Origin of the sequence: Lacticaseibacillus huelsenbergensis (assembly GCF_029726355.1) — a bacterium.
GTDB lineage: Bacteria > Bacillota > Bacilli > Lactobacillales > Lactobacillaceae > Lacticaseibacillus > Lacticaseibacillus casei.
Window position 1 is genome coordinate 119,035 of record NZ_CP120687.1, and the last position, 26,501, is coordinate 145,535.

A 26,501-nucleotide genomic window follows, 5' to 3' on the forward strand; every position below is an offset into this window, starting at 1 on the left:
GTTGCTTAGCGTAATTCTTCAGAAAAATCGCGCGTAAACATTTTTTTCTGTATCTTTGTGAGCCACCCATAAAGCGCTGGTACTGCTAATAAAAACAAAACATAGTACTGCTCAAATCGGTATCGTGCTTGGGTTTCCATGAAGATATAGGCGAAGAAGAACATGCCGAAAACCACTGCCGGCAAAAGGTAACTGATCCGACTCGTCAACCATTTTTCGGTGACAACGCGTTTAAATGTTGCCAGAATCGTACCTGCGTAAATGACCATACCGGAGAAATTTAGCGACGAAATCAATAAGGGATGTTGATCAAGAAATGGTTGATTGCCGCCAAGATTATACTGATTATCCACATTGCCAATAAAGCCGGTGAAGCGTTTCATGATTTCTTGTATGTCCAAACCATGGGTAAAGACATACCGGAGTTTTTCAGCAGCTGCTTGTTTGTAAAGCGAATAATTAAAATGATATTCCTTTAGGTCATAGTAAAGTTGTGATTTTCGGGCGCTAGTCGTGTATTTCCCGCTAACGCCTTTGCCTGTCAGCCCAATCAAGAACTTGTAGTATGGATTGCCGCCCTTGATGCCATAAGGCGCTATACCAGAAAGAATAAATAGCTGATTAATGAGCCAGCCTAAGCCCCAAAAAGCTACTAGAAATGCAACGGTCTCAAGCAAACGCTGGCGGCTCTTTTGCTGAACTGCCTGAATGGCTAGTGTTACAACAATCGCAATTGCCACTACGACCGCTGTTGGCCGTAAAACCTGTGCAATCGTGATGCAGACAGCGGCTATCAACAAATTAGGCCAGGATCGACGCTTTAAAACAAAATAAACAGCCAATGCTTCAAGCAACAATCCCTCATGCTGATTGTTGATGATTCCTACCCCAATAAACGCAAATGGGAAAAAGGTAAACAGCGCTGCACCAAAGATAGCTCGATGGCCATCACAAAACAGTCTGATTGTTTTGTATAGCACTAAGGTTGTTCCCGTCATGACAAGCATTTCAACAATTTTAAAAAATAGCAGCCGCTCGCCAAACACACGCATTAACAGCGAAAGGTAATAGGCATAACCAATCTGGAAATTATAATATCTAAAATAATCACTCGGTCTAGCGGCTTGAGCCTTAAACGTACCGTTGACGATATCATGTGCACCTTCAAGCAAGACCTGATAATCGCTAACTGGTACTGGCCGAAAGATAAAGTTCCAAAAACTCAGAAACACAATGGCAAGCACCGTTAACAAAAGCAACGCTTGACGATCAGAAAGCTCCAACTGACTCAGCTTAAAGATTAAGAAAACGCCGACCAGAATACCCATGCCACCCAACACAAAAGCCGGCGTATCCCAAGCCGAACCCTGTAGTATTTGTATCTTAAAAAGACACAGTAAACAAAAGGCAAAAACAGCAACAAGCAGATATCGCCCAAGTTTATTGATTAATGCATTAATACTCTCTAGAAGAACAATTGTACGTCGTCCCATTCTCCACTTCTTCCCCTTCTTCTCGCATTTTAAAACGCCTCGTCATCGGGTTCATATACCCCATCTTGAATATCTATGTATAAAGACTGGCATCCAAGGACAATTTATGCGTCGTCAAGCTTTAATAACCGCGTGACAACTGCAATTATAGTTTGAGTAGACACCTGCCTCCCGGATAAATAGCTTCAAGGCCACGATTAACTCATGTTATACTGGATTTCGGGCATCGATATGACATCGGTTTATTAACGGAGGAACGTTTACTTTGGATCTTATTCTATTACCATTCATCGGCTTTTTATTTGCTAGCATACGTCCAAGTCAGAACCTTGAAGAAGGCCACCTGGGAAAAAGTGCCACTAACAACCTAAAAGGCATCAGCATCATCTTTATCATTCTGCATCACATCAATCAAGAGCTCAATGGTGTTAGCGGTACTTTCTTTGCTTCGCGACTAACCATGGCTGGTCGACTCGGCGTTGCCATTTTCTTTTTTGTCTCCGGTTACGGTATTATGCGGCAGTATCAGATCAAGGGGCCATCTTACTTAAAGAACTTCCTACCCCATCGTCTGCTGCCCATTATTTTACTTTATCTACTAGCAATGCTGCTTATCTTCCCGATCAAACACCAGCTGATGGGACTGACTTTTAGCCAAGCTGCCATTTCGATGACCAATGGCGCGCCGTTCGTGAATGACAGTTGGTTTGTCTTAGCAATTATTTTTTTCTACTTTGCATTTTGGCTCGGTATGCAAATCTCGCGTGGTCACTCGCTACCATTATTTGCCATTTTGTTTTTGTTGACCGGTCTTTACACGGTTTATATTTGGGATAAAGGCATGGGCGAATGGTTAGTCAACGCAGCCTTTGTCTTTCCGACCGGTGTCCTCTTTGCTTTTTATGAAGACCGCTTCATGCCGCTTATCCGCCGTTTCTATTTGCCGATCATGTTAGGGACGCTGACGGCATTTGCGCTTTTCTTTACTCTAGATGAAATGCATAATCAGTTAAGGTTCCGATTCTTTAGCGAAGTCTTCTTCGCTTTAGCTGTCATGATGGTCAGCTATCGCGTTGAGTTTTCGAGCAAGCTCTTTTTAATCAGCAGCGCATGGTCGTTAAACCTGTATCTGTATCATCCCTTCATCGCCAGCTGGTTACATACGATTCCCGCGATTGGTGCCCATAGCGTCGTCTACTCAATCATGGTGATCTTATTAAGCTATTTCGTTGCCGGAATCATTGCCTATGTACAAGTTACCATCAAACAACTGAGGTCCAAACGACTGGCATCAAGAAGTGCTTGATAAGTAAGCAAGCAGAAACAATTCAGGCCGACTTATGGCCTTTTTATTTTGCTCGTTTTAAAAAACAGTTTATGGTTTCCGCTGCTTTTCAACATCTTTGTCTGCTTTTGGCTGCTTAGATGGTTCATCATGCCAAGTCTGATCACTGATAATAAACCGCGGGCGATGCTTGGTTTCCAGATACGTTTTCCCCACGTATTCACCGATCACGCCTAAACTGAGCAGCTGAATGCCACCCAAAAATGAAACAATGCAAACAATTGAAGCCCAGCCAGCAACAGTAGCACCCTTAATTGCCATGATGACAGCCCAGATCGTACCGATGAAGCCTAAGATACTGACGACGGCACCCAGTTCGGCGATAAATACGATCGGCTTGATTGACAGACTCGTAACGCCATTAATCGCTAAGGCAATCATTTTTGACAGAGGGTAATGGCTCTTACCTGCCAAACGTTCGTGCCTTTCATAATAGACTGACGTACTTTTAAAACCAACAAGGGGGAACATGCCGCGCAGGAAGAGATTGACCTCCTTAAAATCGGCTAAATGTTGCAACACCTTGCTGCTGGCCAACCGATAGTCAGCATGATTGTAAACAACATCTACCCCCATCACGCGCAAGAACCGATAAAAAGCTTGGGCACTGACACGTTTGAACCATGAATCACTTTTTCGGTTAGAACGGACGCCGTAAACAACTTCACAACCATCTGCATAAGCCGCTAGCATATCGGCCATCGCGTTAAGGTCATCCTGACCGTCAGCATCAATTGAAATGGTTACATCGGCATGGTCCTTTGCAACCATCAATCCGGCCAAAACTGCATTTTGATGTCCGCGATTACGACTTTGTTGAATCCCCAAATAATGCGGATCTGTTTGGGCAAAGTTTTGAATTAACGGCCACGTTTGATCTTTTGAGCCATCATCCACAAACAGGATCCGGCTGGTTGCTGCGACCTTTTTTGCTTCAATGAACTCAGAAAGCTTGGCTAGAAATCGCGGAGCCGTGATTGGTAAGACTTTTTCTTCGTTATAACAAGGAATCACGATCCACAACACAGGAAGTGCCATCTTGTATCCCCCCTTGACACACGTTCGCCACCACAAGAATCTGTGGTGGCGAGTATGACGTGCATGTAACTCATTTACTTGAACGGTGCTGGTCGCGTTTCACGTTTTCCGAATTCATACAAAATCGCATCTAAAATCCGCTGCGAGGCGTGCCCATCGCCATACGGATTCTTGGCATCGGCCATGCGTTGATATTCGACTTGATCATCCAGCAACTGCAACATTGCTTTTTTCACCGTTTGCGGATCGGTACCGACTAGCTTCAAAGTCCCGGCCTGAACCCCTTCCGGACGCTCAGTGGTGTCACGCAACACCAAAACCGGCTTGCCCAGTGAAGGTGCTTCTTCTTGCACCCCACCGGAATCGGTCATGATGAAATAGCTGCGCGCAGCCAAGTTATGGAAGTCGACCACATCCAGCGGTTCAATCAGATGAATCCGTTGGTGATGACCTAAAATCGAATCGGCTGCTTCCTGAACCACCGGATTTAAATGCACTGGGTAAATGATCTCAATGTCTGGATGACTTTCAACCACATCCCGCATCACCTTGAAGACGCGCCGCATTGGTTCGCCTTGATTTTCTCGCCGATGCATCGTGACTAAGATCATTTTCTTGTTGGGATCAATCAGGTCCAGAACCTCGTGATGATAATCATCCTGAACGGTTTGATCGAGCGCATCAATCGCCGTGTTGCCGGTCACAAAAATCTGCTTGTCAGGATGATGTTCTTGTAACAAATTCGCGCGACTCTGAGCTGTCGGCGCAAAATACAGATCACTCAAAACATCGGTTAACTGGCGATTCATTTCTTCCGGATACGGGCTGTACTTGTTCCACGTGCGCAACCCCGCTTCGACGTGACCGACTTTGGTTTGTTGATAAAAGGCCGAAATACTAGCCGCAAATGTCGTGGTCGTATCGCCATGAACTAGCACAATATCTGGCTCTTCCTTGGCAATGATCTGTCCAAGCTTTAACAAAACATTGCTGGTAATATCCGCCAATGTCTGGCGTGATTTCATGATGTTCAAGTCGTAGCTTGGCTGAATATGGAAAATCGTCAACACCTGATCCAACATTTCGCGATGCTGGCCGGTAACCACGGTGACCTCCTCAAACTCATCACTACGCCGTTTAAGTCCCAGAACCACCGGCGCCATTTTAATTGCTTCCGGTCGGGTTCCGAATACCGTCATAACTTTGATCTTTGCCAAGTTGGCACCTCACTCTTTTTCTTGATTAAAAACCGCCGCTTGATTGCGACGGATATTTTTAAACTCAGAAAAAGTATAACAGATTATCAGGTTAGAATCTAAACGACCTGAGGCTTTTGCAACGCAAATCGACTTGTCACCTTAGCGTGTTGCAGTCCCTTCCTGGATCGTTTGCATGGGTTCCAGACCGGAGATCATGTACAAAGCATTGCCTTCTGTCCACGTAATTTGATTTTGCCGGGTATTCGCATTCGTTACCGCCAAGTCCACTGTTCCGTGTCCATCCGGTACAGGCAAGGCATTTTGGGCAAACCAGGAGACTGCCTGCTTGGCGAGCGGTAACGGATCTTCGCCATTGACCGTAGATGCTTTAACGGTCACGGTCCAGCGACCTTCATTCCAGGTCAGGTAGGATGATCCGGCTGCACCTTGACTCGCGGCATAAATACCATCTCCAATGGCGACTTGGCGCAATCCCTGCGTCGATCGTGCTGGGGCCACCTGCGCCTGTGCGTCAGCTGCACTCGCATACGTTTTCTTCTGAATGGCCAACTCGGCATTGATATTCTGCAAAGTTGGATCGTTATATGGTAACGCTGACTGCCCTGGACTGAAGAAAATCGAATAATTCGCTTGATCACCAGTTGCAAAGATATTTAAATGCTGTGAGTTTGCAACCGGGTATGAAGCAGGCCACTTGGCATTTGGAATCTGGTTAAATACAGCTTGTTTCAGTGTTGCCAATCTCTGGTCATTTGACGTTGTACCACTCGAGGCCGCTGTTGCAGCTTTTTGCCCAGTCTGACTGGTAGTTGAAGCAGCAATCTGACTACTCGATTGCGCGGAACTTTGACTTGCGCTAGTCTTCCCATTAGACTTTTTTGCTGATGCTTTTTTGGCCTTATGACTCGTCTGGCTAGTCTTAACAGATTCTTTTTGGCTGGTACTGCTTTGATTACTTTGCCCGCAACCCGCAGCAAAGACCAGCAGCAACACCGGTAGTACTAACAGCGTCTTCTTCATTTAAAACGCCTCCCCCTTAATATAACTTAAGTATATGCTTTAATTATAAATAGTTCACTTAATTGACGCACCTACTGGCGGGGAGAGCCAAGTTATTAAGAAAATCGTTAAACATTTAAACGTATGCAAAAATCGGCTCCGGAATAACAAACTTGTCTTTCCGGATCCGATTCATTCGAATATGCTATTAGTTCCACCGCCATTGACCAGCTTAAACACCGGATTTAAGCTATTACGACAGGTGGGTGATGTCCTGCTGAACCACCAAGTCATGCAACTTCTGACGTTCCGGTTCCGTGTCTTCCTCAAGTCCCTGCGAGGAAACCTTGTCAAATAAGACCTTAATGGTTTGTAGCAAAATACGGGCATCTAGAAAAATGCTGTAAGTCTTGATATACAGCAGATCAAACTTCAATTTACTGTGGTAGTCGGAAGCGTATTTGCCATAAACCTGCGCGTAACCAGTAATCCCGGCGCGAACATTATGACGCAGATAGTAATGCGGTTCCTGTTGGTTAAACTGATTGACGAAATACGGACGTTCTGGACGCGGCCCAACGATGGACATGTCACCTTTTAAAACATTAAAGATCTGTGGCAATTCATCCAATCGGAACTTGCGTAAATATTTACCAACGGGGGTAATCCGCGAATCATGTGCTTTAGCTAACACTGGGCCGGACTTTGCCTCAGCAGTTGCCGACATGGTACGGAACTTCAAAATCTTAAATTCTTTTTGATTCAGCGTAATCCGTGTCTGTTTATAAATCACCGGACCTGGTGAAGTTAATTTCACCAACAAAGCCGTGATCAACATAAAAGGTGATGCAACGATCAGCATCAACAAGGCAACGACAATGTCAAAAATCCGTTTAAGGACGGCACTTTCGGGCTTAATGCGAAATTGTGTGATACCCATGACGCTTTCATCTTCGAAATTCATTAGATTTGGCCGTAACATCATCAAGTTATCAAACGTTGATGGCAACAAGATGGTCTTTTCTTTTTTAATGATGATATCGATGATTTCCCGCCGTTGTTCATCGGGTAAGCTCTTGGTGAGATAGAAAATATCCACCTTATCAATAATCTTTTTGGCGTTCTCAACAAAGTGATCTGAGATAACGTAGGTTACTTTATGTTTGTTGTTCTTAGCAGAATGGAAGTTCTCCAAAACAGCAGGTAATTCATGTTCATACGAAAGCACGGCCACCTTGTAGTTACTCGTAAAGTGGATGTACATGTAATATATGAAAACGCGCCAAATACCAAGAATCAGAATACTAAGCACAAACGAATATGCAAGCACCAGTCTTGGAAATGCAAAGAACCGTCCCATGAACGTGATCATGGTTAATCCCAATATGGTAATCGTCTGGGCCAATACCGTATTGAAAATAATGTCACTGATTCGCCGATTATAGTAAACGTAGACGCCTAAGAAAAAGTTAACGAACAGAAAGAGCAGCGAAATGTAAATGGCTGAACCTTCATACATCTTAAAGTTCCATTCGGGAATCTCCGCACCAAACCGCCAGTAAAAGGCGAGCAATATACTTAAATTAAAAAGACCGACATCGCCGATCATCGTCAACAGTCGTTTAAGACCGTTCCATTCGGCACTTTGTTTCATACAGCAACCCTCTCAGTAAATATCTTTGGTTGAAAACAGCTCACTCATTATAGCATATGTTCGGTATTTGTCTGCTGCCACGAACAACTACTGGCAAGGCACTTGCGCCGAAACTAACGGGACAACATCATCGTTGATAAGGAATGCCATCTCGTTCAGCGCTTTTAATCCCACGCCGCGCAGAAATATCCGCCCACAAATAGGGAAACAGCACTTTGAAGAGATGCTTTAGCCGACCACGTAAGCCGACATTGGCGCTTCCCCATGAGTTATCGAAGAGATGTTCCATGTAGTTAGCATTTTGATTCCGACTTGCATATGTAAAATAGTCGCGTGGATAAACCACGATTCCCGGTTCCAACTCTTGACGCTGCCCATTCATTCGAAAATCAGGATAAAGTCGCATCAGGATTTTTGTCACAACCGGATTACTGGTCATCCTCTGCATATCATCCTGCAACTCAGGAAATTTCCGCCCAGCATAGACATCCAGGATTTCGGCTAACAGCGGCGTTTTGGCTTCGGCGCCGATAAACGATGTCAAAATACTATTATCGTATTGAAAACCCCAAACCATCTTATGGTTCAAAAATGGTTCAAGATCCTTCTTGATAATCATATCGGTGTCAAGATAAAATCCACCATACTGATACAAGACCGCGTACCGCAATTCGTCTGCAGCATAACCGAGCTTACCCGCTTGGTACATTTTTTCAGAAAATGCATATTTTTTCAAATCAAAGTTTTTGTCGTTCCAGAACTTGAATTCCCAGTCCGGCAGCTTCTCTTTCCACTCCTGAACCCGATCCTCGATAAACGATGGCGGTGTGCTGCCAAACCAGGCATAATGAATAATCTTAGGTATCATAGGCTTCCCCCTCTTTAAATGTCAGCGTTTGTCGGTAATACCCATCAGTGAATAATGCAAAAAGTAATATAAACTTTTAAAAATATTGAGATGTTCATGCTGCCGATAAATCGTCCATGTCCACTGAGCCGCCTGCAATTTGTTTGAACTCAGCGATGTCTGATGCTTCCGATATTGAGCCAAGATTCGGTCAGACGCAAGGTAGGCAAGCGTTCCGCCACGGGCAATCGACAACCAGCAAGCGTAATCTTCATGATTTATTTTAGGAAATGGATACTTTTGGGCAATTTCCCGAGTCAACATGACCGTCAATAGTCCGATCCGATTGCCTTTTAGCATTTCGTGGTAATCCAGACGGGCTTCAGAAATCTTACGCTCGCCGATTTTAGTGCCATGATCGTCCACCACATCGTACGAGCAATAAGAGAAGGCTGCTTGATGCTGCTGCATAAATGCGACCTGAAGCTTTAATTTATCGGGAAGCCACAAATCGTCGCTGTCCAAAAAAGCAACGTACTGCCCCTCAGCATTTGCCACACCAACGTTGCGGGCATTGGCAACACCCTGATTGTCATCGAGGTGAACAAACCGGATTCGACTGTCGCTAGCGGCCAACTGTTGACCGACTTCCGCTGTCTGATCAGTCGAATCATCGTCAATAATGAGCAATTCAAAATCTTTAAAAGTCTGGTCTAAAACTGACTGCACGGTCTTCGGAAGATACGCTGCAGCATTGTAAGCTGGCATCACAACGGAAACTACTGGTGTCTTAACCAAAATATCTCTCCTACAAGCATCAATTAAAGCAAACAACACGAAAAATGACCAGCCATCCGTTACGCGATGACCGATCAATCTTACTATTGAACCGACGCCACATACTTCGCCAGCCCTTCAGCAAGCGGCGTATGGGTCATGAAATCAAACTGATCCAGTTTAGCTGTCTGGGCATACGAATCGCGAATGTCACCCAAACGTGGCGCTTTGTGCGTCGCGTGAAGCGTTTTGCCAGTGAGCTTTTCGAGTTCCTTAGCCACTTGATTTAGACTTGTTTGCTTGCCATTTGCCACGTTGAAGACATCATCGCGCGCGCTTGGCGTTTCTAGCAAGCCGCGAATGGCATGCACCACGTCGCCGACATAGATAAAGTCGCGGGTTTGTTCACCATCCCCGAAGAATGTGAATGGCTTGTCCGCTTTCAACGCGTCCATCATAATTGACAGAACACCACTGTACGGCGATTTTGGATTTTGTTTTGGCCCGTAAACATTGAAAAAGCGGGTGCAGACCATTGGCATATCATATAAACGCCCGTAGTTTAAGACCGCGCGTTCGGTTGCGAACTTGTCGACCGCGTATTGGGTCAGCGGCTTAACCGCCATGTCCTCTTTCTTTGGCAGTTCAGGCGAATCGCCATAAACAGCGGCTGAACTGGCAAAGAAAAGTTTCTTGTAGGCGATCTTTTGTGTCCGCAAGGTTTCAATGATATTTAAATTGGCTTCCTGGTTAACCTGGTGGGTTGCGTATGGCCGTTCAACGGAATCGGCAACACTGGCAATGGCTGCCAACAGCACGATGTAATCGAACTGGCCTTCCATCAGAAGTTGGGACATGAAGGCATGATCGGTGATGCTATGTTCATAGAATGTAATCCGGCTGGAATCAGGAATGTTGGTTCGCAAGCCCATCGACAAATCATCGACAATGGTGATCGTATTATCGGGATCCGTTAACAACAGCTCGGTTAAATTGGATCCGATAAACCCGGCGCCACCGGTCACTAAGTAACTACTCAAGATAATTTCCTCCGTCTTGCTGGTTTTATTTCTCTCCTATGGTATCACAGCCGCGCCCGAACCACCGCAGCTTATACCAAATGTTAGGAAAATGATAAGAACCGTTCCAGATGGCATCCCGTTTACCAGTACCGCACCCGGAAAAATGAATCCGTCCCGCCATATACTAAATCGACTCTGGCAGCGCACATGGATGTGCTGTCAGAGCCGATTTTGATGATGTTCACCTGCTTAAAAACCTAGTTCGACTGCACCAATCGCCGATCCAACCAGCGACTTGCCAACGACAAGGCATAGTTGACAACAAAATACATCACAGCTAACGCAACAAACATTGGAATCATGTAGTTAATGTTCTGCCCATATATGATTTGCGCATGGTACGTCGCTTCTGGCAACAGGATAATTGTAGCCAGTGAGGTGTCTTTGACCAGTGAGATAAACTGGCTGACAATCGGCGGAATCATTTTCTTCAGCGCCTGGGGCATGATGATGTAGCGCATGGCCTGATAAAACGTTAAGCCATTGCTGCGGGCTGCTTCCATTTGCCCACGCGGGACGGCGTTGATGCCTGACCGGACGATTTCAGCCAGCATCGCCGATTCGAAAATGCTCATTGCCACTATGGCCGCAATGATGACGTTCAGGCGAATGCCGATTTCCGGCAGCGCAAAGTACGTAAAGAACAAGATCAGCAGCAGTGGCAAGTTCCGAATCACGTCAATAACAAAGCCGACAATCGCGGAAAAGTATTTAATGTTGACATAACGCGCTAAGCCTAAAATCACCCCGAGAACGAAGCTGAAGAAGATGGAAGCAACAGAAACTTCCAAGGTCACGCCTAGTCCCTGAAGCAGGTAGCGTAAGTTGATCCAAGAATACGCGTCGATAAAATTATGCATCAGTCCTGCTCCTTTCTATGCGGTGACCCACTTTTTCTCAAGATAACGCATCAGATAACTTAACGGCATGGTCAAGATGAGATAAAGGATCCCGACGATCAGGTAAGTATCGAACGTCGAAAAGGTCGTTGCCGCAATGAGTTTGCCTTGATACATCAGATCGAAGCCGGCAACGAAGGCCAGAACCGAACTGTTTTTAACCAAGTTAATGAACTGATTGCCCAGCGGCGGGATCACAATTTTAAATGCTTGCGGGAAAATGATCTGCGTCATCGCTTGCGTATAACTCATTCCGATACTGCGAGCACCTTCCATTTGGCCGCTGGGAACCGCTTCGATCCCTGCGCGTACGGTTTCGGCGATAAACGCACTCGTATAGATTAACAGGCCAATGGTGCCGGCGGTGAAGCCATCGATTTTGACGATAAACTGCGGCACGATCACATAGAAAGCCAACGTGATGACCAGCAACGGAATGTTCCGCACCACCTCGACATAAATTCGGCCGATGATACGCAGCGCCTTGAATGGGGAAATTTCCATCAACGCAAACAAGGTGCCGATGATCAGACTGCCGATCAATGCAAGAATACTGGCCGCCAAGGTATAGCCAAGTCCGGAAAGAAAGGTGTTCCAGTTATTGGTAAGAATCGACCACATATCATTCCACCTCCTTAAGACTGAACCCTGGCACATCGCCAAACCACTTTTTGATTAGCTTGGCATAGGTGCCGTTTTGCTTGAGTTGTTTGATCGCCTTATTGACCGCCTTGACAAACGGCCGCTGCCCTTTGTTAATGGCAATCCCATAAGGCTCCTTGGTAAAGGTGCCACCAGTAACAATGTAGCGGTTATCCTGTTCAGACATCCCGTACAAGATCCCATTATCGGTAGTAAGTGCGTCTCCTTGCCCGGACTTCAACGCGGTAAACGCTTGAGCATAATCGGCCAGCTGAAGCACGGTTGTCTCCGGCGCGGCTTTTTTGACGTTGTCGACCGAGTTGGAACCCTGAACGCCAATGACCTTTGTCCCTTTCTTCAGGTCCTTCACGGTTTTAATGGGACTGCCTTTTTTAACCAAAAGACTTTGGCCGGCATTAAAATAAACATCGGAAAAATCCAGAATCTTCTGACGCTCTGGGGTAATCGTCATGGTAGCGATCACGGCGTCAACGTTACCGCCTTTGAGCATAGGTACCCGGGTATCACTAGTCACCTGAACCAGCTGGGCGTTCCCCTTCTTGCCTAAAATCTGTTTGGTCACAGCTTTGGCCATATCAACGTCAAAGCCTTCGATTTTATCGGTTTTAATATTCATCAAGCCAAAAAGTCGGGTGTCGGCTTTAACGCCCCACACAATGGTATTGGTCGCCTTGGCATGGCTCAAAATATCCCGATCCGCGACACTTTTCCCGCAACTGCTAAGCGGTATCATCATTAACAACAACACCAGCGGCAGGAGCATGCGTTTCCACATCTTTTTCATTTAACACACCTGCTTTCATAAAGTATCCCATCCGTAACTGGTCTTGTTGGGCTAATGATTGATGATCTTACTGATGAATTCCTTGGCCCGCGGTTCTTGCGGATCATCGAAGAATTGGTTGACATCGCTGGAGTCGACCAGAATCTGGCCATCATCCATGAAAACAATCCGATTGCCGACGTGGCGGGCAAAGCCCATTTCATGGGTGACTACAACCATTGTCATCCCTTGCTCGGCGATTTTTTGCATAACATCCAGCACATCACCGATCATTTCCGGATCCAGCGCACTGGTCGGTTCGTCGAACAAAATGGCTTTCGGCTTCATAGCAAGACTGCGGGCAATGGCGACCCGCTGCTGCTGACCACCGGATAATTCACCCGGAAAACTGTCCGCCTTGCTTTCCAGCCCGACCATCTTAAGCAAATCGCGGGCTTCCTGTTCAACTTCGGCTTTATCACGCTTCAGCACCAGATCAGGACCGAGCGTGACATTTTGCAACACGTTCTTGTTGGCATACAGGTTAAAATGTTGGAAAACCATACCGACATTTTTACGGATGCGGTTCATATCGGTTTTCTTGTCGGCTAAATCAAAATCATTGACAATCAACTGGCCTGACGTGATCCGCTCAAGCCCATTGATGCAGCGCAACAAGGTGCTTTTACCAGACCCGGAAGGCCCGATTATCGTGACCACCTCACCACGATCGACTGTTAGATTAATATTTTTTAATGCTTGGAATTTGCCAAAATACTTGTTAACGTCATGAAATTCAATCATTGACATTTTGGAGGACCTCCTTGGGTTCACTAGCTCTTATCATGGATTTTACATAGAAAACTAATGATGCGCAAATATTTCTTTTAAAAATTGAGCATTTATTCGGTGGAAAAAACGAAAAATGCCGGTTTTTGGGACTTTTGCGGATGGGACCGCGATGTGGAAATTTGGTGTGCAGATATTGCAGAAACGGATGGCTTGTTTCTCGGCATGACGAAAAGGCTTTCGCACGCAACATAATATTTTATCTGTATTCACAAACAAAGCCAAGCAAAAAGCCGCGGCACCTCACCTTGACTGATCGTCAACGTGAAATGTCGTGACTTGCTGACACTATTTTCGTACGGGAAGTGACACTGTGTCACTTCCTTATTTCTGATGCCTTCTACTTTCTCGGGTTGGAAATTGCTGGGACTCTTGCTGCTCCAGCTTGGTCGTCGCATCGTCATCAAGGGCGTGGCGTCCTTCTCTGGTCTCCTGTGGCGCTTCTGGCTGGCGACCCGCCACTGGATGCGTGTCAGTGTCTGCCTTTTCTTGAGACGCTGCTGGCGACTTATCCTGATAAGCCAGCTGCACTGTCAGGCTGTATGGCTGCGATTCTTTACGCAACCCACTGCGACCCAATAACTTCTGCTCGCCGCCAATCAGAAAAACGTTGGCCGCCACCAGATGATAGTCCTGCGCCGCTTTTTCAACCGGCAACAAACCCACCCGCTCCACAGTTGCGATGGGTTTGGCAGTCAGCGCGTTTAAGCCACCGGTAATAATCAGCTGATCGTTGACATGTTGCAAATCAAAAAACGGCAACGGATAGGGTGCGCCAATAGCGAGAACCGGTTGCTGCGTCTCCTGCGCAACCCGTTCAATCGCTTTGTCGTCCAAGCCCTGATAATTCAAGCTCAAAACGCCTTGCTTAACCAAACTGGCAACCAATGCATCAAGATTCGCTTGTTGGTCATCGGTTAGCGTAACATCGGCCGTCAGCAGTTGCTCTTGAGAAAACACGCCATTAGCCGGTGCCGCGCCTAATTGCGTTTTCAGCTCATTTTCAACAGCGGTTTTCTTTGCACCATTGCTGCCCAGCCATTTTTCAACTGCTGGCGAAATATCGAATCGCGTTGTTTTGTTCGTAAAATAATAAAGGAAGTTCAACCCAATAAAATACAAAAAGACAACAAACGCCAGCAGGAACAACGCCCCGCGGATCCGAAAGTCCGGATAGCGCAGGTTTTCAATGGCAACATAGAGCAAGTAAAAATTAGCGAAAAATGCCACCCACGTGAAGGCCTTGCCTTTGGGTTTATCGGCAATGTTAAAGTAGCCCAGCACGCGGTTGATAATATCAATAACAGTTAACATGATTTCATCCTTTCCGCGGCTTATTGGCCATTCGTGCCGGTTGTGTCAGTTCCTTGATCAGTACTTGTCTGGTTCTGATCAGTCGTTTGCCCATTATTGGTGGAAGCGGTGCTTGGTGTGGACGTCACAGAAGATGTTGACGCCTTTGAGGTCGAAGTTGCCGAACTTGGTGTCGACGGTGCACTCGCGGTACTGGTCGTTTCGTTGTTGTTCTCCTCATGACTCGGCTGCGTCTGCGACTGGCTGGCGGCAGACGGCTGGGACGCTGAAGTTTGACTGGTTTCAGGCTTTGACGATGCTGAACGCGCGGCCTTAGAAGCCGATTCGGATTTTATTTTGGATACCAACGAACTCTGATCTGTTGCCGATTTAGGCTGATTGACCGGGTTAATCGTATTCACAATGTTATACGCACTAATCAAAACAATCAGCGAAACAATGGCAGTCGGCGGTAATAATGGCGGTGTTCGATAAGCCATGTAGCCAGCTCCTTTCATTCATCGTTTCATTTTACCCCAAAAGTAGCAGGAAGCACCTTAAGTTACCGCTAAAATTATACGCTACTTATAGCGTTGGCCAAAGTGGTGCGCTTTTCAACAATCGTGAGATGCTACCAATGCATGAGCCACATTTGAAACATGCAACACGACGCATAACTAAAAAAGACATCAGAGAATGGCTATCTCTGGTGCCGATACATCTACGGAGCACATCTGCGTGATTTACTTGCAACTGTTCGTTAGGCATTAGCTTCTTTTAAACTGTTCGCCCGCTTTTGGCATTCCGCGCACAAACCATAAAGTTCAAAATTGTGGCTTTGAATTTTAGCGCCCGGAACCTGATCTTCAAAGTAATTCAGCGGACACATTTTAAGTTCAATCACTTTGCCGCAGTTCGTACAGATAAAATGGTGATGATGCGGATGCTGGAAATCACACTGCAGTTTAACCACGATTTGGTCATCTTGCATGCGACTTTCCAGAATGCCCATTTCGATAAACGATTTGACGTTGCGATAAATCGTATCATGTGACACCCCGGGAAATTGCGTGCGCATATACCGATCCAGAATCGTGACGGCCGTATACCGATGCTGGTTCCTGCCCAGATAGTCCACCATTGACTCACGTTGTTTGGTGACCCGGTAACCGTGTTGTTTTAACTGCTTTAATGCAATTGTTGTGTTATCCATGGAAATAAGCTCCTTTGGCTTGACACTTTAACTTAAGACGTGTAATGTATCAAATCGTACTGATTACGATTAGTACCACTCAGTGTAACACGCCTGACAGGAGGAAGCAATATGGCTGAAAAAACCGATTATGCATCTGCCGCACGTCGTTTGAAAAGTAAGAATCCCAAAACCCGTTCACGCGCTAAACGTGTGATTAAGGCCGTTAAGAAACCGACTAAATAACCATTGACAGATACCAAAATAGAGTGAACGTGGCCTTTTGCTATCACATAGCGAAGGGCCACGTTTTATTTTCGTTCCGGATTCAGCGATATTAACCCGCAGCTTTTCAGCGCCAGGTCCTTCATGAACCGATCAACCTGTTCCCGTGCTTCATCCCAACTGTCATTTTTGATCACCGTCGCAAACGGCTTGAGTTCATCCGGCAAGGTTAAATCGCGCTTATATTCAGGACTCTTCAGCCGCGCCGCCACCATCGCCGGATCATCGCCGCGACCCAGTAAGCGATCTTTCAAAACAGTCGGATCATCAATGGTGAGGAATAATACCACAACCTCTTTAGGGAGCTCCTGAACATAAGTGATCGCCCCTTTAGTATCCAGGACAATACTTAAAAAAGGATGCTTCGCCCAATTTTTCTCGAGTGATTCATGTGAGGAACCATATTCATAGCCAGCATAAGTGACCTTTTCGATAAAATGTTTCGTTGCAAAACTTGCCGGCGTTTCAAAATAATAATCGACACCATTCTTTTCACCCTTACGAGCCGGACGGGTGGTGTGCGTCATAACGCGGTGAATTCGGTAGTTATCGCGCAAATACGCGCTCACCGTTGTTTTGCCGGTACCTGTTGCCCCTGTGATCACAATCAACTTATGCGCCGCTTTCATGATCCGCCTCCTTGAATATTGCCTCGATTGTACCAAATCAGCGCCGATTCGTCAGCTGAAAATCAACATTGAGCGGTATTTAAACGCCGAACCAAGCTAACCTTTGACGATGCTTCAGGCCAAATCTTGATAAAAAGCGACCACACCAAAGTGATCACTCGACACAAAGCCGATCTTCTCGTAAAAGGCGCGTGTGTCTGGCTGATCATCCGTTAACAGAACGCGCTGCCGCACTTCCGGATATTGATCGACCAATGCGTTCACCAATTGGCGGCCAATCCCTTGACGTTGATAGTTGGGAAGCACCAGCAGATCCTGAATAAAAAGAATCGTTTCACCGTCGCCCACTGCCCGAATCAACCCAACTAACCGGTCCCCATCAAAGGCACCCAGAACCATGAGCGACTGTGCCAAGGCTCGTTTTAGTTTTGCGGGATCGCGCGTGTACATCACCCATCCAACCGCTTGATATAAGGCCAATACAGCTTCGTCATCAAGTTTGCGATTGTCAATCTTGATCATTCTTTGTCCCCTCCTAGTGAGCGTAAATCTACGCTTAGTTCAAGCAATGATTCACACATAATTATCAGTTTGAGCATATTGTCGCATAGAACGCCGATGATAGGCTCACGAATCGCCCGATTATTTTGAACTTATTTTAAAGAAAAAAGACCGGCCACCATGACCGATCTTTGAAATATATATTTTGCAGGATGTGAACAACTAATTAAAGACGACGGCCAAATTCAGGTGCAAAGTAAGCCATACTTTGAACAGTGACACTCTGACCCGGTGCCGGCGCATGGATGTACTGGCCATTGCCGATGTAAATGCCAACGTGATAGGCACTGCCAACGCCGCCCCAGAAGACTAAGTCGCCGGCCTGAAGATCAGAAACTGCCACGTAAGAACCGAGCGTGCTTTGGGCTTGCGAAGTCCGTGGCAGGCTAACGCCGGCTTCTTTAGCAGCGTAGTAAATCAAACCTGAGCAGTCAAAGCCCGAAGGTGAAGTACCACCATAAACATATGGCACACCGATGTACTTAGCAGCGTTACTTGCGATGCTGCCACCGGAAACAGAAACTGTGCTGCTGCCAGCTGAAGCGGGTGCCGTGGAGGAAGTTACGCTTGTGCTGGAAGCATTGTTGCTTGCAGAAGCAGTGCTGGTGCTTGATGCCGTTGACGTCGAAGTGGTGCTTGCTGCGTCACTAACAGCCTTTTGTGCAGCGGCAGTCTTGGCAGCTTCTTCAGCGGCCAATTCAGCTAACTTGTCTTTATTGGCATCAATCATCTTTTGTGCCTCGGCAGCCGCTTTATCAGCATCTGCCTTCAAGCCATCAATCTTGGCCTTATCGCTTTCAAGTTGCGCCTTGGTTGCAACCAAGCTCTTTTGCTTAGCTTCCTGGTTAGCTTTCAGATCCTTGACTTTCGCCTCTGAATCCTTGACTGCCTGCAAAGCTTCGGTGCTAGCCTGGCTCAACTTGCTAACGGTGAAGGAACGGCCTACCAAGTCGGTCAAACTACTTGAATTCAAAATGAAATCAAAATAGACATTGCCAGTAACCGAATTGCCGACCCGTTTTTGCAAGGAGATCAATTGATCTTTCAAGTTGTTCTTGCGCTGGCTGGCTTCCTGATTGGCCTTCGTCAGCTGGCCGTCAAGATCTGTGATCTTAGCCTGGGTATCTTTAATCTCAGCCTCGGCCTTTTGAATCGCCAAAACCTTGTTGGAAACGTCATTGCTCAGCTTCGCGCTTTTATCGTTGGCTGCCTGAAGCTGTTTCATCAAGTCGTCGTTCTTCGCTTGCAAACTTGACTTGTCGTCTGCCGCGCGAACGGTTGTTGCTGCTACACCCGAAACCCCAACACCAGCTAATGTTGCAACGGTGATAGCGCCCGTAACTAATTGCCGTAATCTCATCTTTATCGCCACTCCTGCTTTCATTTTGTTCACAATTGTCACATTAACACTGAACTATTACAGGCTTGTTACAAGGCCGTTACCATCAGAATACTTTCGCAATTAAATCAACATTATTTTATGATCATATTGATAATTAGTTTACGCCCTAGTTATATTTTCGCGTTTGCATGCAAAAAAAACAGGAACAAAGCGCGGCTTCATCCCTGACTTTTTGCAGTGTTTGTCATTTAATTTTTACTGGTAAATTTTTTAGTTGGCAACGTTTACTTAGTTGACCCAACCATCAACGACATCGTTTATTTGATCTTAACCAAGAAGTACCGCTTTTTCCCGCGCCGAACGATGACATATTGCCCGTCGAAATGGGTGCTCGGGTCAACTTCAAAATCCAGCTCGCGTTGGCGGGTCCCGTTAATTGTGATCGCACCATTCTGAATGTCCTCACGCGCCTGGCGACGACTCGGTTCGATTTTAGTGGTATCTACCAGCCAAGTAACGATATTCTCTGCAGTTTTCGGCGCTTCCACCTTTGGAAACTGCTTAAATCCCTGCTTGATTTCTTCCGCGCTTAAGTCCGCGACATCACCGGAGAAAAGGGCGGCACTGATGCTTTCGGCTTGATCCACCGCTTTTTGGCCGTGAACAAACTTCGTAACGGAACGGGCCAATTCCCGTTGTGCTTCGCGTTTTTCCGGATGCGTTTTAGTCGCTTCAACCAATTCCGCAATGGCATCCCGTGACAGGAACGTGAAGAACTTGAGGAACTTTTCAACATCGGCATCATCCTGGTTGAACCAGAATTGATAGAACTCATACGGCGAGGTCTTTTCCGGATCAAGCCAAACCGCTCCGCCTGCGGATTTACCAAACTTGGTGCCATCCGCCTTGAGCATCAGTGGATTCGTGAGGCCGTAAGCACGGGCATCCGGGCCTTCGATCCGATGAATCAGGTCAATCCCCGCTGTGATGTTGCCCCACTGATCGGCACCACCAATTTGCAGCTGAACGTCTTCGTGCTTGAACAGATGCAGAAAATCAACCGACTGCAGAATCTGGTAGGTGAACTCGGTGTATGAAATCCCGGTTTCCAAACGGCTGGCTACAACTTCCTTATTCAACATGTTATTGACGGAAAATAGCTTCCCGTAATCCCGCAAAAAGTCCAGCATCGAGATTTTCGATAACCAATCATAATTATCGACAATCCGGAAATCTTCCGTGCCAAACAGATTCTCCATTTGGGCAGTCAATTTCTTTTTATTGGTGGCGATGGTGTCCATCGTCTGCAAAACCCGCTCGGAATTACGTCCGGACGGATCACCAATCGAGCCAGTCCCACCGCCGATAACGATTACTGGACGGTGGCCCATCAGCTGAAAACGCTTGAGAATCATAAACGGGATCAAATGGCCGACATGCAAAGAATCGCCGGTCGGATCCGTACCGCAATAGACACTGACCGCCTTCTCCTGGGTCAGCTTGCGCAAGCCTTCTTCATCTGTCAGTTGGTTCAGTGCCCCGCGCCATTTTAATTCGTCTAAAATCTTACCTCGTTGTGTTTCTGTCATCAGTCGATTCCCTCCTATTTGTCATGTGCGCGAGCCGCAATGTTTACGCTTCTTCATAACGCGTTCGCTGGTGCAGAAGCCGGCTCACGCTCAAAAAAAGTCGTCCCTGATCTTATCAATAAGATCAGGGACGACTTTCACCGCGGTACCACCCAAATTATGCTATGCATCACTCTCATGGATATCGGCATGACCCGCGGCCAGTATTTTTTGAGTTGTAATTCATGCTGTTAAGCGCAACGGTTCGCAGCAACCACCGTTTTTCTGAAGTCTACTTAACACCACTACTGCGGCTCAACTGGTAAATGATATGTCAAATTTTACCACAGGTTCGTGATTTGTACAGACCAGACATTCTAAGCTGAGCACTTTCCTCAATCTGCCTAATTTTTAAAGGACTCGTCCTTGAGCAATCCGTCTAAAGCTTTTAGAACGCCCTCATTTGATGCAGGATACCACTGATCAGGATGATCGATGCCTGCGCGTTTAGCAGTCAATAACGAACCGATCCAAACACTTATTTTAGCGTGCAGCAATAAAGCCCGATCATTTGAGTCGTTACCAAATGCCACATAGTCACCAGGAAACAGTGATTGTGCAGTCGTATACTTATTTACGTCGCGAGTGGTTAAATCAAGGTTATGTTCACCGAGAGAAGCCACTATAGATAACGATGTCTCAGTTTGCAGACTGTCAAAAAGTTGCACCATCTGTTGGTCAGTTAGATTTAGGAGGATAATCTTGATCGGCTGTAGGATATCCTTTAAAGGGCGTCTATGCGCCAAGTGCCCTGGGTCTAACTGTTTAAAAATGGGACTACCCGAACTTAAGCATGCCGCATAATCCCATGACCCATCAACAATGTAATCTAGTTTTTCTTTTGCAATAAGCGTTTTCACGTATTGATAATCATCATTGTCGATTGTTCGACAAAAAGTGATTTTCCCATGTTGAGAGACAATGGAACCATTACCGCCAATTAATGAATCATTAGCGAAAGGCCCCACAATAGGAATGAGGTCCCGGATCGGTCGTGCAGATGCAAAAACGACTTCATGACGCCGTTCTTTGAGCCGTTCAAGCAACATTAGAATACGTTGGTCAATTTTTTGTCCGTCAAAACTGAGCGTTCCATCAACATCAAAAATAAACTTCACAGCAAATCTCCTATAGTCACTAGTCTCTCAAACATGATTCTTTAAATTTATTTTTCAACCCACTGGTATCGTTCTGATCGCCGTATTAATTTTGCGGATCTTGCGGCGCATCATTCGGCGGCAAGTCGGCCGGATACGTTTTGACATCAGCGTCGAGAATATCATACTTATCCATCAGCTTCCGCTCAACCTGCTCGCCTAACTCATAAGAATCGGCAACGGTCATCTTGGGATCAACCCGAATGCCAATCGTGAGCAAAACTGCATCGCCAGCGTACCGGGCTTCGATGCTTTGAACGCCGAGGACGCCGGGCACTTGGGTGATGGTTTGCCGATACGCCGCAATTTTCTTGGTATCAAAGCCATCTGTCAGTTCAAAAATGGCATCCCGCAAGATGGTCCAAGCTGCATACAAAATCAAGACGCCGACAGCAAGCGCAGCCCCGCCATCAAGCCACAACCAACCGGCTTTGGCCCCCAAAATAGCCAGTAAAGTCCCCGTGCTGGTTGCAGCGTCTGAAAAACTATCCTTGGAAGCCGTCCTCAAAACACTACTGTTAAGTTGTTTGGCGCGAATATGATTCATTAACGAGATGGCGCCCATGGCTATTCCGGCCGCCAGACTCACATAAACTGCCAGTATGCCCGGAACCTGAACTTTGCCCTGGGCCCAAGCCTGCAAGCCGTGGTACCCATCCAAGACTACATCCGCGCCAACCACCAGCATAATCAAGCCGGAAAATAAGGTCGCGATTGTTTGAAACCGCCAGTGGCCAAAACGGTGCTCATTATCAGGTCGCTGCTGAGAAATTTGCAGCCCCCAAAGCAAGATAAGTGCCGAGGCTACCCCGGTCAGGTTATTCAACCCATCCGCGGCCAAAGCTCGAGAATGCGCCAGCTGGGCAATCCACAATTCAGCCACCGTCAAACCGCCATAAACAAATAAATTTAACGCGGCGGCATGCTGGGCGCTTTTAAGACGCGCAAATCGGCGCTGTTCATCTTTTAAAATATTGCGGCCAGCATCCATGCTAATCCCCCTTGTTGAATAGACTATTTAATAACTATTATAAAGCATCAATGTGGCCGTACCACCGTAAAATACTTGCTTTAAATGACGTAAGCGTTTTCTTACAAAACTTTTACATTCATCACGCCAAATCGCGGATCAGCCTCTCAGCTATCCTGTGATTCACCTGTCTCATATTCTTCCGTCTGCCGCCTTAACGCACTGGCCAGACGTTCTAACCGCGCAATGGTGTCGTCTAACGTTAAGTAGTAATAAATCATATTGCCTTCATGCCGGGATGCGACCATACCGATGTCCTTCAGCCGTTTCAAATGATGCGACGTTGCCGGTTGCGACAACCCAATCGCATCGGCCAGATCGCTGACCTTAACGCCTGAGTTATTCTTAGCGGCGCCAAGCATCATAATGAGCCTTTGACGATTCGTATTTGACAATGCGTTGAGATGACCGATATCTTGCTTAAATTCTTTTAGTGCTTCCTGTTGTGCCGAACTGTACGCCATGATTTACTCCTTCTAGTGACTTCCACTGCGAACCCCACATGAATCCGTTACCATTCACATCGAATATTACCTGAAATCGTAACGATTGCAACAAATATGCAAACCGTTCATACTGTAACCAAGAACTATCAACGACTTTGGAGGTGCACTATGACAACGACCACAACCTTTCACGGCTTAGGGGCGGATAACACGCTGACCATTTACACAGACGGCGCCAATGAACTTCTGAATCAAAGCGTCAGCATGATTCGCGCTTATGCCCATTTACTGTCGCTTTATGACGAAGAATCGCTGCTCGTCATGATCAACAATCAGGCCGGCAAAACGCCGGTTCACATCCCTGTCCGTCCGGTCTTCAATCTCATTGCCCAAGCGATTGCCTGGAGCAAGCGCGGACTTGGTTATAATGCGTTAATCGGTCCGATTGTTAAGCTGTGGCGAATTGGCTTTGCCGATGCCCGCATTCCATCGGCCAGTGAAGTCAGCGCTGCTTTAGCCTTAACCGATCCGAATCTGGTTGAACTGGATTCGGAAAATCAAACCGTTTTTCTACCCAAAGAAGGCATGGCGCTTGATCTGGGTGGGATTGCTAAGGGATTTATTGTGGATCAGGTTTACGACTTGTGGGACAAAACCGGTGTCGAAGGCGGTCTGATTGACTTAGGCGGCAACCAACGACTGGTCGGCAAAGCAGCCAGCGGGATTCCGCTATGGCAGTGGCCAATCGCCGATCCGCGGTATCCTGAAAAGCGCAGTATCGCGACCTTGACAACCGAGCCAAAAGCGGTGGTCACGACCGGCATTTTTGAACGCCAATCCAAAATCGCCGGCAAGGAATATCACCACTTAATCGACCCCAACACGGGCTATCCGGTTGAGTCCAACATGGCCAGCATCACGGTGGTTGCCGATAATGGCCTCCTGGGGGATGTGCTGTCCTCCATCGGCTTTTACGCCGGCATTCCGGCTGGGTATGACGCCGTCGAGGCAGAAGGTCAGGAAGCCATTTTCGTCACCAAAGAAACCCGCGTTTATCAGACTAGCGGCCTACGCGAAACCTTGGCCATTACGGTATAGTGCGCCGAAACAACATTAGAACACAAAAACAGCAACCAACTGCCGAAAAGCTGGGTTGCTGTTTTTTTAATGCCTGGATCAGTTATCAAAAACCAAACTTGCACCTAAAGTTCCTGCCAAATCACACTGCACGGTGGCACCATGGTTCCCACCGGTAACAATGCACGCAGATTCGCCGGAACTAGCTTGGTATTGGCGTCCTGTAACGCTTGCGGTGAACAAGTTGGGTTGGCCAGCACCACCAGCGTTTGCTCTTCATTCTGACGGACAAAGCCGAAGCTGTCCTCAAAAGTAAACGGAAAGAACGCAGCATCTACCGCCAATGCTGGTTGATCGATGCGGGTCTGAATCGCAATCTGATACAAGTCCATGATCTCATGATCTTCATGCCCCCAAGGATAAAAGGCACGGTTATCGGGATCCTTCCCTCCAGTCAGCCCGGCTTCGTCGCCGTAATACAGACACGGCACCCCTGGTAACCAATAGAAAAGCGAAACCAGTAATTTCAGCTTCTGACGATCGCCATTCAAAACCGTTAAAATCCGCGGCGTATCGTGGGTTCCGATGTTATTAAAATTAAAATCAAACGCATTCGGTGGATAATTTTCTTTTAACGTCATCAATTGCCGAACAAAACCGGCCGCGTTGAGCTTGCCACCGACAAAATCGATCAGCATCGACCGCAATGGGTAGTTCATGACGGCATTCAGTTCGCCACCTTCAAAATACTGGCGCCGCTTGCCATAAGCCTGCTTGTTAGACGCATCTTCCCACACCTCGCCAATCAAAACACGCTCCGGAAACTGATCAAGAGTACTTCGAATCTGCCGAATAAAGCCATCGGTCAGTTCGTCAGCAACATCCAGCCGCCAGCCATCAACGCCCATATCCGTCCAGTAACTGATCACGGAATCCTTTTTGGCGGCAATAAAGTTATGAAAATCCTGATTGTCTTTATTAATCGCCGGCAGATCCTTCACGCCCCACCAGCTATTGTAATCGTCCGGAAACCGTTTAAACGAAAACCACGATGCATACGGCGAATCCAGACTGTTGGCGGCACCGACGTCATTGTATTCATTCACCGCATTGAAATACCGACTATCCGCACCGACATGGTTAAAGACACCATCGAGAATGACATGCATCCCCTGCCGATGCGCCGCTGCCAAAAACTGTTTAAAGTCATGCAACGTGCCCAAGACTTCATCAATCGCGTAATAATCGCCGGTGTCATAACGATGATTGCTCCGCGCCTGAAAAATCGGACTGAGATACAACGCATTGATCCCACGCGCGGCCAACAGCGGCAACTTTTGCTGAATGCCAGCCAAATTACCGCCGTAAAAATCCCACCGGAGAACTTCGCCGTTATTCCCACGAATATACATCGGCCGATCCGACTGCCGCCCATAGATAAATGAATTAGCCTTAGGAGCATTCACATGCCCATCGGCGTTGCCATTCTGAAACCGATCCACAAAGATATGGTAAAAGCGGGCATTCTTGTACCAATCCGGCACAGGATCAAACGCATGCACCACGGTCAGCTGATAGCTAACCACATCCGCATTATCCGAATAAGTCTGCCCCAAGCCGCCATAACCACCGTCAACCGCACCAAACCGCTGACGACCTTCATCGGTTTGCAATTCAAAATGATAAAACCACAACCCCGAAGACGGCGGGGCAAAAGTAACCGTATAACCATTCGGACTCTGCGTCATCGGCAACGACTGCGCCTGATCCCACTGACCATCCGCAGCAATCACCAAAGACGCCTGCGTCACAGCACCATCAGCCTTAGCCGAAAAATGCACCAGCGTCCCCTCCCGAACAGCCCCAAACGGCCGCCGATCGGTAAATGAATCGAATTGAAACATGTGAACCTCCTGTTAACATAATAAGGCAACGCGCGATTAAACGCAGAGTGCCAAGGCGGAGCAATCGGAGGCCATATGGGGCTCAGCTGTGAAATTGTTGTTGGTGGGGCGCCCTTTGCCCCGCCTACAACAAGGCTGAGCTTTGAGACTCAGCGGGCTTTGCTGAGGCTCAAAGTCGTGCCCACAGCGTTCCAGCCCCATATGGCCGGAGATTGCGGAGTTTGGCGCGGAGTATAGGGTAGCACTGTCACACACACCAAGCTGAGTTGCCAGTGCCAAAGCGCCGGAGACTGCGGAGTTTGGCACGGAGCATCAGAGAACAAGTGAA

27 protein-coding genes are annotated in these 26,501 nt (G+C 47.1%); 4 read left to right on the plus strand and 23 right to left on the minus strand.

Annotated features, from left to right (window positions below):
• Nucleotides 1-5: 5 nt before the first annotated feature.
• The gene (locus LHUE1_RS00550; protein ID WP_049170195.1) at nt 6-1,493 is read right to left on the minus strand and encodes a glycosyltransferase family 39 protein; all 1,488 of its coding nucleotides are present in this window, start codon (nt 1,491-1,493) and stop codon (nt 6-8) included.
• A 265-nt stretch (nt 1,494-1,758) separates the two neighbouring features.
• On the opposite strand from LHUE1_RS00550, the gene LHUE1_RS00555 reads away from it, so the two are divergent.
• A complete protein-coding gene (locus LHUE1_RS00555) occupies nt 1,759-2,799 on the plus strand; it encodes an acyltransferase family protein (protein ID WP_049170194.1) in 1,041 nt (346 codons plus the stop codon).
• Between the two features lie 69 nt (nt 2,800-2,868).
• On the opposite strand, the gene LHUE1_RS00560 is transcribed toward LHUE1_RS00555, so the two are convergent.
• The 11 genes from LHUE1_RS00560 to LHUE1_RS00610 all read right to left on the minus strand — a co-directional run bounded on the left by LHUE1_RS00560 (nt 2,869) and on the right by LHUE1_RS00610 (nt 13,590).
• Nucleotides 2,869-3,876, minus strand: coding sequence for a glycosyltransferase family 2 protein (locus LHUE1_RS00560; RefSeq protein ID WP_049170192.1), 1,008 nt, complete (start codon nt 3,874-3,876; stop codon nt 2,869-2,871).
• A 74-nt stretch (nt 3,877-3,950) separates the two neighbouring features.
• Nucleotides 3,951-5,093, minus strand: a complete 1,143-nt coding sequence (gene wecB / locus LHUE1_RS00565) for a non-hydrolyzing UDP-N-acetylglucosamine 2-epimerase (protein WP_049170191.1) — start codon at nt 5,091-5,093, stop codon at nt 3,951-3,953.
• 141 nt (nt 5,094-5,234) lie between these two features.
• Nucleotides 5,235-6,116 carry a hypothetical protein gene (locus LHUE1_RS00570; protein WP_049170189.1) on the minus strand — a complete coding sequence of 294 codons (882 nt, stop codon included), beginning with the start codon at nt 6,114-6,116 and terminating at the stop codon, nt 5,235-5,237.
• A gap of 232 nt (nt 6,117-6,348) precedes the next feature.
• Complete coding sequence (locus LHUE1_RS00575; RefSeq protein ID WP_049170187.1) at nt 6,349-7,749, minus strand: sugar transferase; 1,401 nt, start codon at nt 7,747-7,749, stop codon at nt 6,349-6,351.
• Nucleotides 7,750-7,876: 127 nt separating this feature from the next.
• Nucleotides 7,877-8,617: a glycosyltransferase family 32 protein gene (locus LHUE1_RS00580; RefSeq protein ID WP_049170185.1), complete on the minus strand. Its 741-nt coding sequence runs from the start codon at nt 8,615-8,617 to the stop codon at nt 7,877-7,879.
• Nucleotides 8,618-8,638: 21 nt separating this feature from the next.
• Nucleotides 8,639-9,394, minus strand: a complete 756-nt coding sequence (locus LHUE1_RS00585) for a glycosyltransferase family 2 protein (RefSeq protein ID WP_152902740.1) — start codon at nt 9,392-9,394, stop codon at nt 8,639-8,641.
• Nucleotides 9,395-9,477: 83 nt separating this feature from the next.
• On the minus strand, nt 9,478-10,413 hold the full coding sequence (locus LHUE1_RS00590) for an NAD-dependent epimerase/dehydratase family protein (RefSeq protein WP_047105697.1): 936 nt from the start codon (nt 10,411-10,413) through the stop codon (nt 9,478-9,480).
• Nucleotides 10,414-10,652: 239 nt separating this feature from the next.
• Nucleotides 10,653-11,315 (minus strand): amino acid ABC transporter permease, encoded by a 663-nt coding sequence (locus LHUE1_RS00595; RefSeq protein WP_010491536.1) that lies wholly within the window; start codon nt 11,313-11,315, stop codon nt 10,653-10,655.
• A gap of 15 nt (nt 11,316-11,330) precedes the next feature.
• Entirely contained in the window at nt 11,331-11,975 is a 645-nt protein-coding gene (locus tag LHUE1_RS00600; RefSeq protein WP_047105698.1) for an amino acid ABC transporter permease, read from the minus strand.
• 1 nt (nt 11,976) lies between these two features.
• Complete coding sequence (locus tag LHUE1_RS00605) at nt 11,977-12,801, minus strand: glutamate ABC transporter substrate-binding protein (protein ID WP_047105700.1); 825 nt, start codon at nt 12,799-12,801, stop codon at nt 11,977-11,979.
• A 51-nt stretch (nt 12,802-12,852) separates the two neighbouring features.
• Nucleotides 12,853-13,590 carry an amino acid ABC transporter ATP-binding protein gene (locus LHUE1_RS00610; RefSeq protein ID WP_025012879.1) on the minus strand — a complete coding sequence of 246 codons (738 nt, stop codon included), beginning with the start codon at nt 13,588-13,590 and terminating at the stop codon, nt 12,853-12,855.
• Nucleotides 13,591-13,689: 99 nt separating this feature from the next.
• Here LHUE1_RS00610 and LHUE1_RS00615 point away from each other — a divergent pair, with 99 nt between their 5' ends.
• Nucleotides 13,690-13,824, plus strand: a complete 135-nt coding sequence (locus LHUE1_RS00615; RefSeq protein WP_279280271.1) for a hypothetical protein — start codon at nt 13,690-13,692, stop codon at nt 13,822-13,824.
• A 129-nt stretch (nt 13,825-13,953) separates the two neighbouring features.
• On the opposite strand, the gene LHUE1_RS00620 is transcribed toward LHUE1_RS00615, so the two are convergent.
• From LHUE1_RS00620 to LHUE1_RS00630, 3 genes are all read right to left on the minus strand, one after another.
• The gene (locus LHUE1_RS00620; RefSeq protein WP_049170180.1) at nt 13,954-14,943 is read right to left on the minus strand and encodes a DUF6681 family protein; all 990 of its coding nucleotides are present in this window, start codon (nt 14,941-14,943) and stop codon (nt 13,954-13,956) included.
• A gap of 20 nt (nt 14,944-14,963) precedes the next feature.
• Nucleotides 14,964-15,422 (minus strand): hypothetical protein, encoded by a 459-nt coding sequence (locus tag LHUE1_RS00625; protein ID WP_049170179.1) that lies wholly within the window; start codon nt 15,420-15,422, stop codon nt 14,964-14,966.
• A gap of 260 nt (nt 15,423-15,682) precedes the next feature.
• Nucleotides 15,683-16,135, minus strand: a complete 453-nt coding sequence (locus LHUE1_RS00630) for a Fur family transcriptional regulator (RefSeq protein WP_010491549.1) — start codon at nt 16,133-16,135, stop codon at nt 15,683-15,685.
• Nucleotides 16,136-16,246: 111 nt separating this feature from the next.
• On the opposite strand from LHUE1_RS00630, the gene LHUE1_RS00635 reads away from it, so the two are divergent.
• The gene (locus LHUE1_RS00635; protein ID WP_010491550.1) at nt 16,247-16,360 is read left to right on the plus strand and encodes a putative metal homeostasis protein; all 114 of its coding nucleotides are present in this window, start codon (nt 16,247-16,249) and stop codon (nt 16,358-16,360) included.
• A gap of 65 nt (nt 16,361-16,425) precedes the next feature.
• Here the strand turns inward: LHUE1_RS00635 and LHUE1_RS00640 are convergent, their stop codons facing one another.
• The 7 genes from LHUE1_RS00640 to LHUE1_RS00670 form a co-directional block, all read right to left on the minus strand.
• Nucleotides 16,426-17,028 (minus strand): nucleoside/nucleotide kinase family protein, encoded by a 603-nt coding sequence (locus LHUE1_RS00640; protein WP_049170175.1) that lies wholly within the window; start codon nt 17,026-17,028, stop codon nt 16,426-16,428.
• Nucleotides 17,029-17,142: 114 nt separating this feature from the next.
• Nucleotides 17,143-17,550 carry a GNAT family N-acetyltransferase gene (locus tag LHUE1_RS00645; RefSeq protein WP_049170172.1) on the minus strand — a complete coding sequence of 136 codons (408 nt, stop codon included), beginning with the start codon at nt 17,548-17,550 and terminating at the stop codon, nt 17,143-17,145.
• Between the two features lie 205 nt (nt 17,551-17,755).
• On the minus strand, nt 17,756-18,949 hold the full coding sequence (locus LHUE1_RS00650; RefSeq protein ID WP_049170170.1) for a C40 family peptidase: 1,194 nt from the start codon (nt 18,947-18,949) through the stop codon (nt 17,756-17,758).
• Nucleotides 18,950-19,248: 299 nt separating this feature from the next.
• On the minus strand, nt 19,249-20,520 hold the full coding sequence (gene tyrS, locus LHUE1_RS00655) for a tyrosine--tRNA ligase (protein ID WP_049170168.1): 1,272 nt from the start codon (nt 20,518-20,520) through the stop codon (nt 19,249-19,251).
• Between the two features lie 383 nt (nt 20,521-20,903).
• A complete protein-coding gene (locus LHUE1_RS00660; RefSeq protein WP_049170166.1) occupies nt 20,904-21,677 on the minus strand; it encodes an HAD-IIB family hydrolase in 774 nt (257 codons plus the stop codon).
• A gap of 85 nt (nt 21,678-21,762) precedes the next feature.
• The gene (locus tag LHUE1_RS00665) at nt 21,763-22,707 is read right to left on the minus strand and encodes a cation diffusion facilitator family transporter (protein ID WP_049170164.1); all 945 of its coding nucleotides are present in this window, start codon (nt 22,705-22,707) and stop codon (nt 21,763-21,765) included.
• Between the two features lie 146 nt (nt 22,708-22,853).
• Complete coding sequence (locus LHUE1_RS00670; RefSeq protein ID WP_049170163.1) at nt 22,854-23,213, minus strand: ArsR/SmtB family transcription factor; 360 nt, start codon at nt 23,211-23,213, stop codon at nt 22,854-22,856.
• Nucleotides 23,214-23,360: 147 nt separating this feature from the next.
• Between LHUE1_RS00670 and LHUE1_RS00675 the strand changes: the two genes are divergently transcribed.
• A complete protein-coding gene (locus tag LHUE1_RS00675; protein ID WP_049170161.1) occupies nt 23,361-24,290 on the plus strand; it encodes an FAD:protein FMN transferase in 930 nt (309 codons plus the stop codon).
• Between the two features lie 104 nt (nt 24,291-24,394).
• Here LHUE1_RS00675 and LHUE1_RS00680 read toward each other — a convergent pair whose 3' ends face one another.
• Nucleotides 24,395-26,173, minus strand: a complete 1,779-nt coding sequence (locus tag LHUE1_RS00680; protein WP_049170159.1) for a glycoside hydrolase family 13 protein — start codon at nt 26,171-26,173, stop codon at nt 24,395-24,397.
• Nucleotides 26,174-26,501 lie beyond the last annotated feature (328 nt).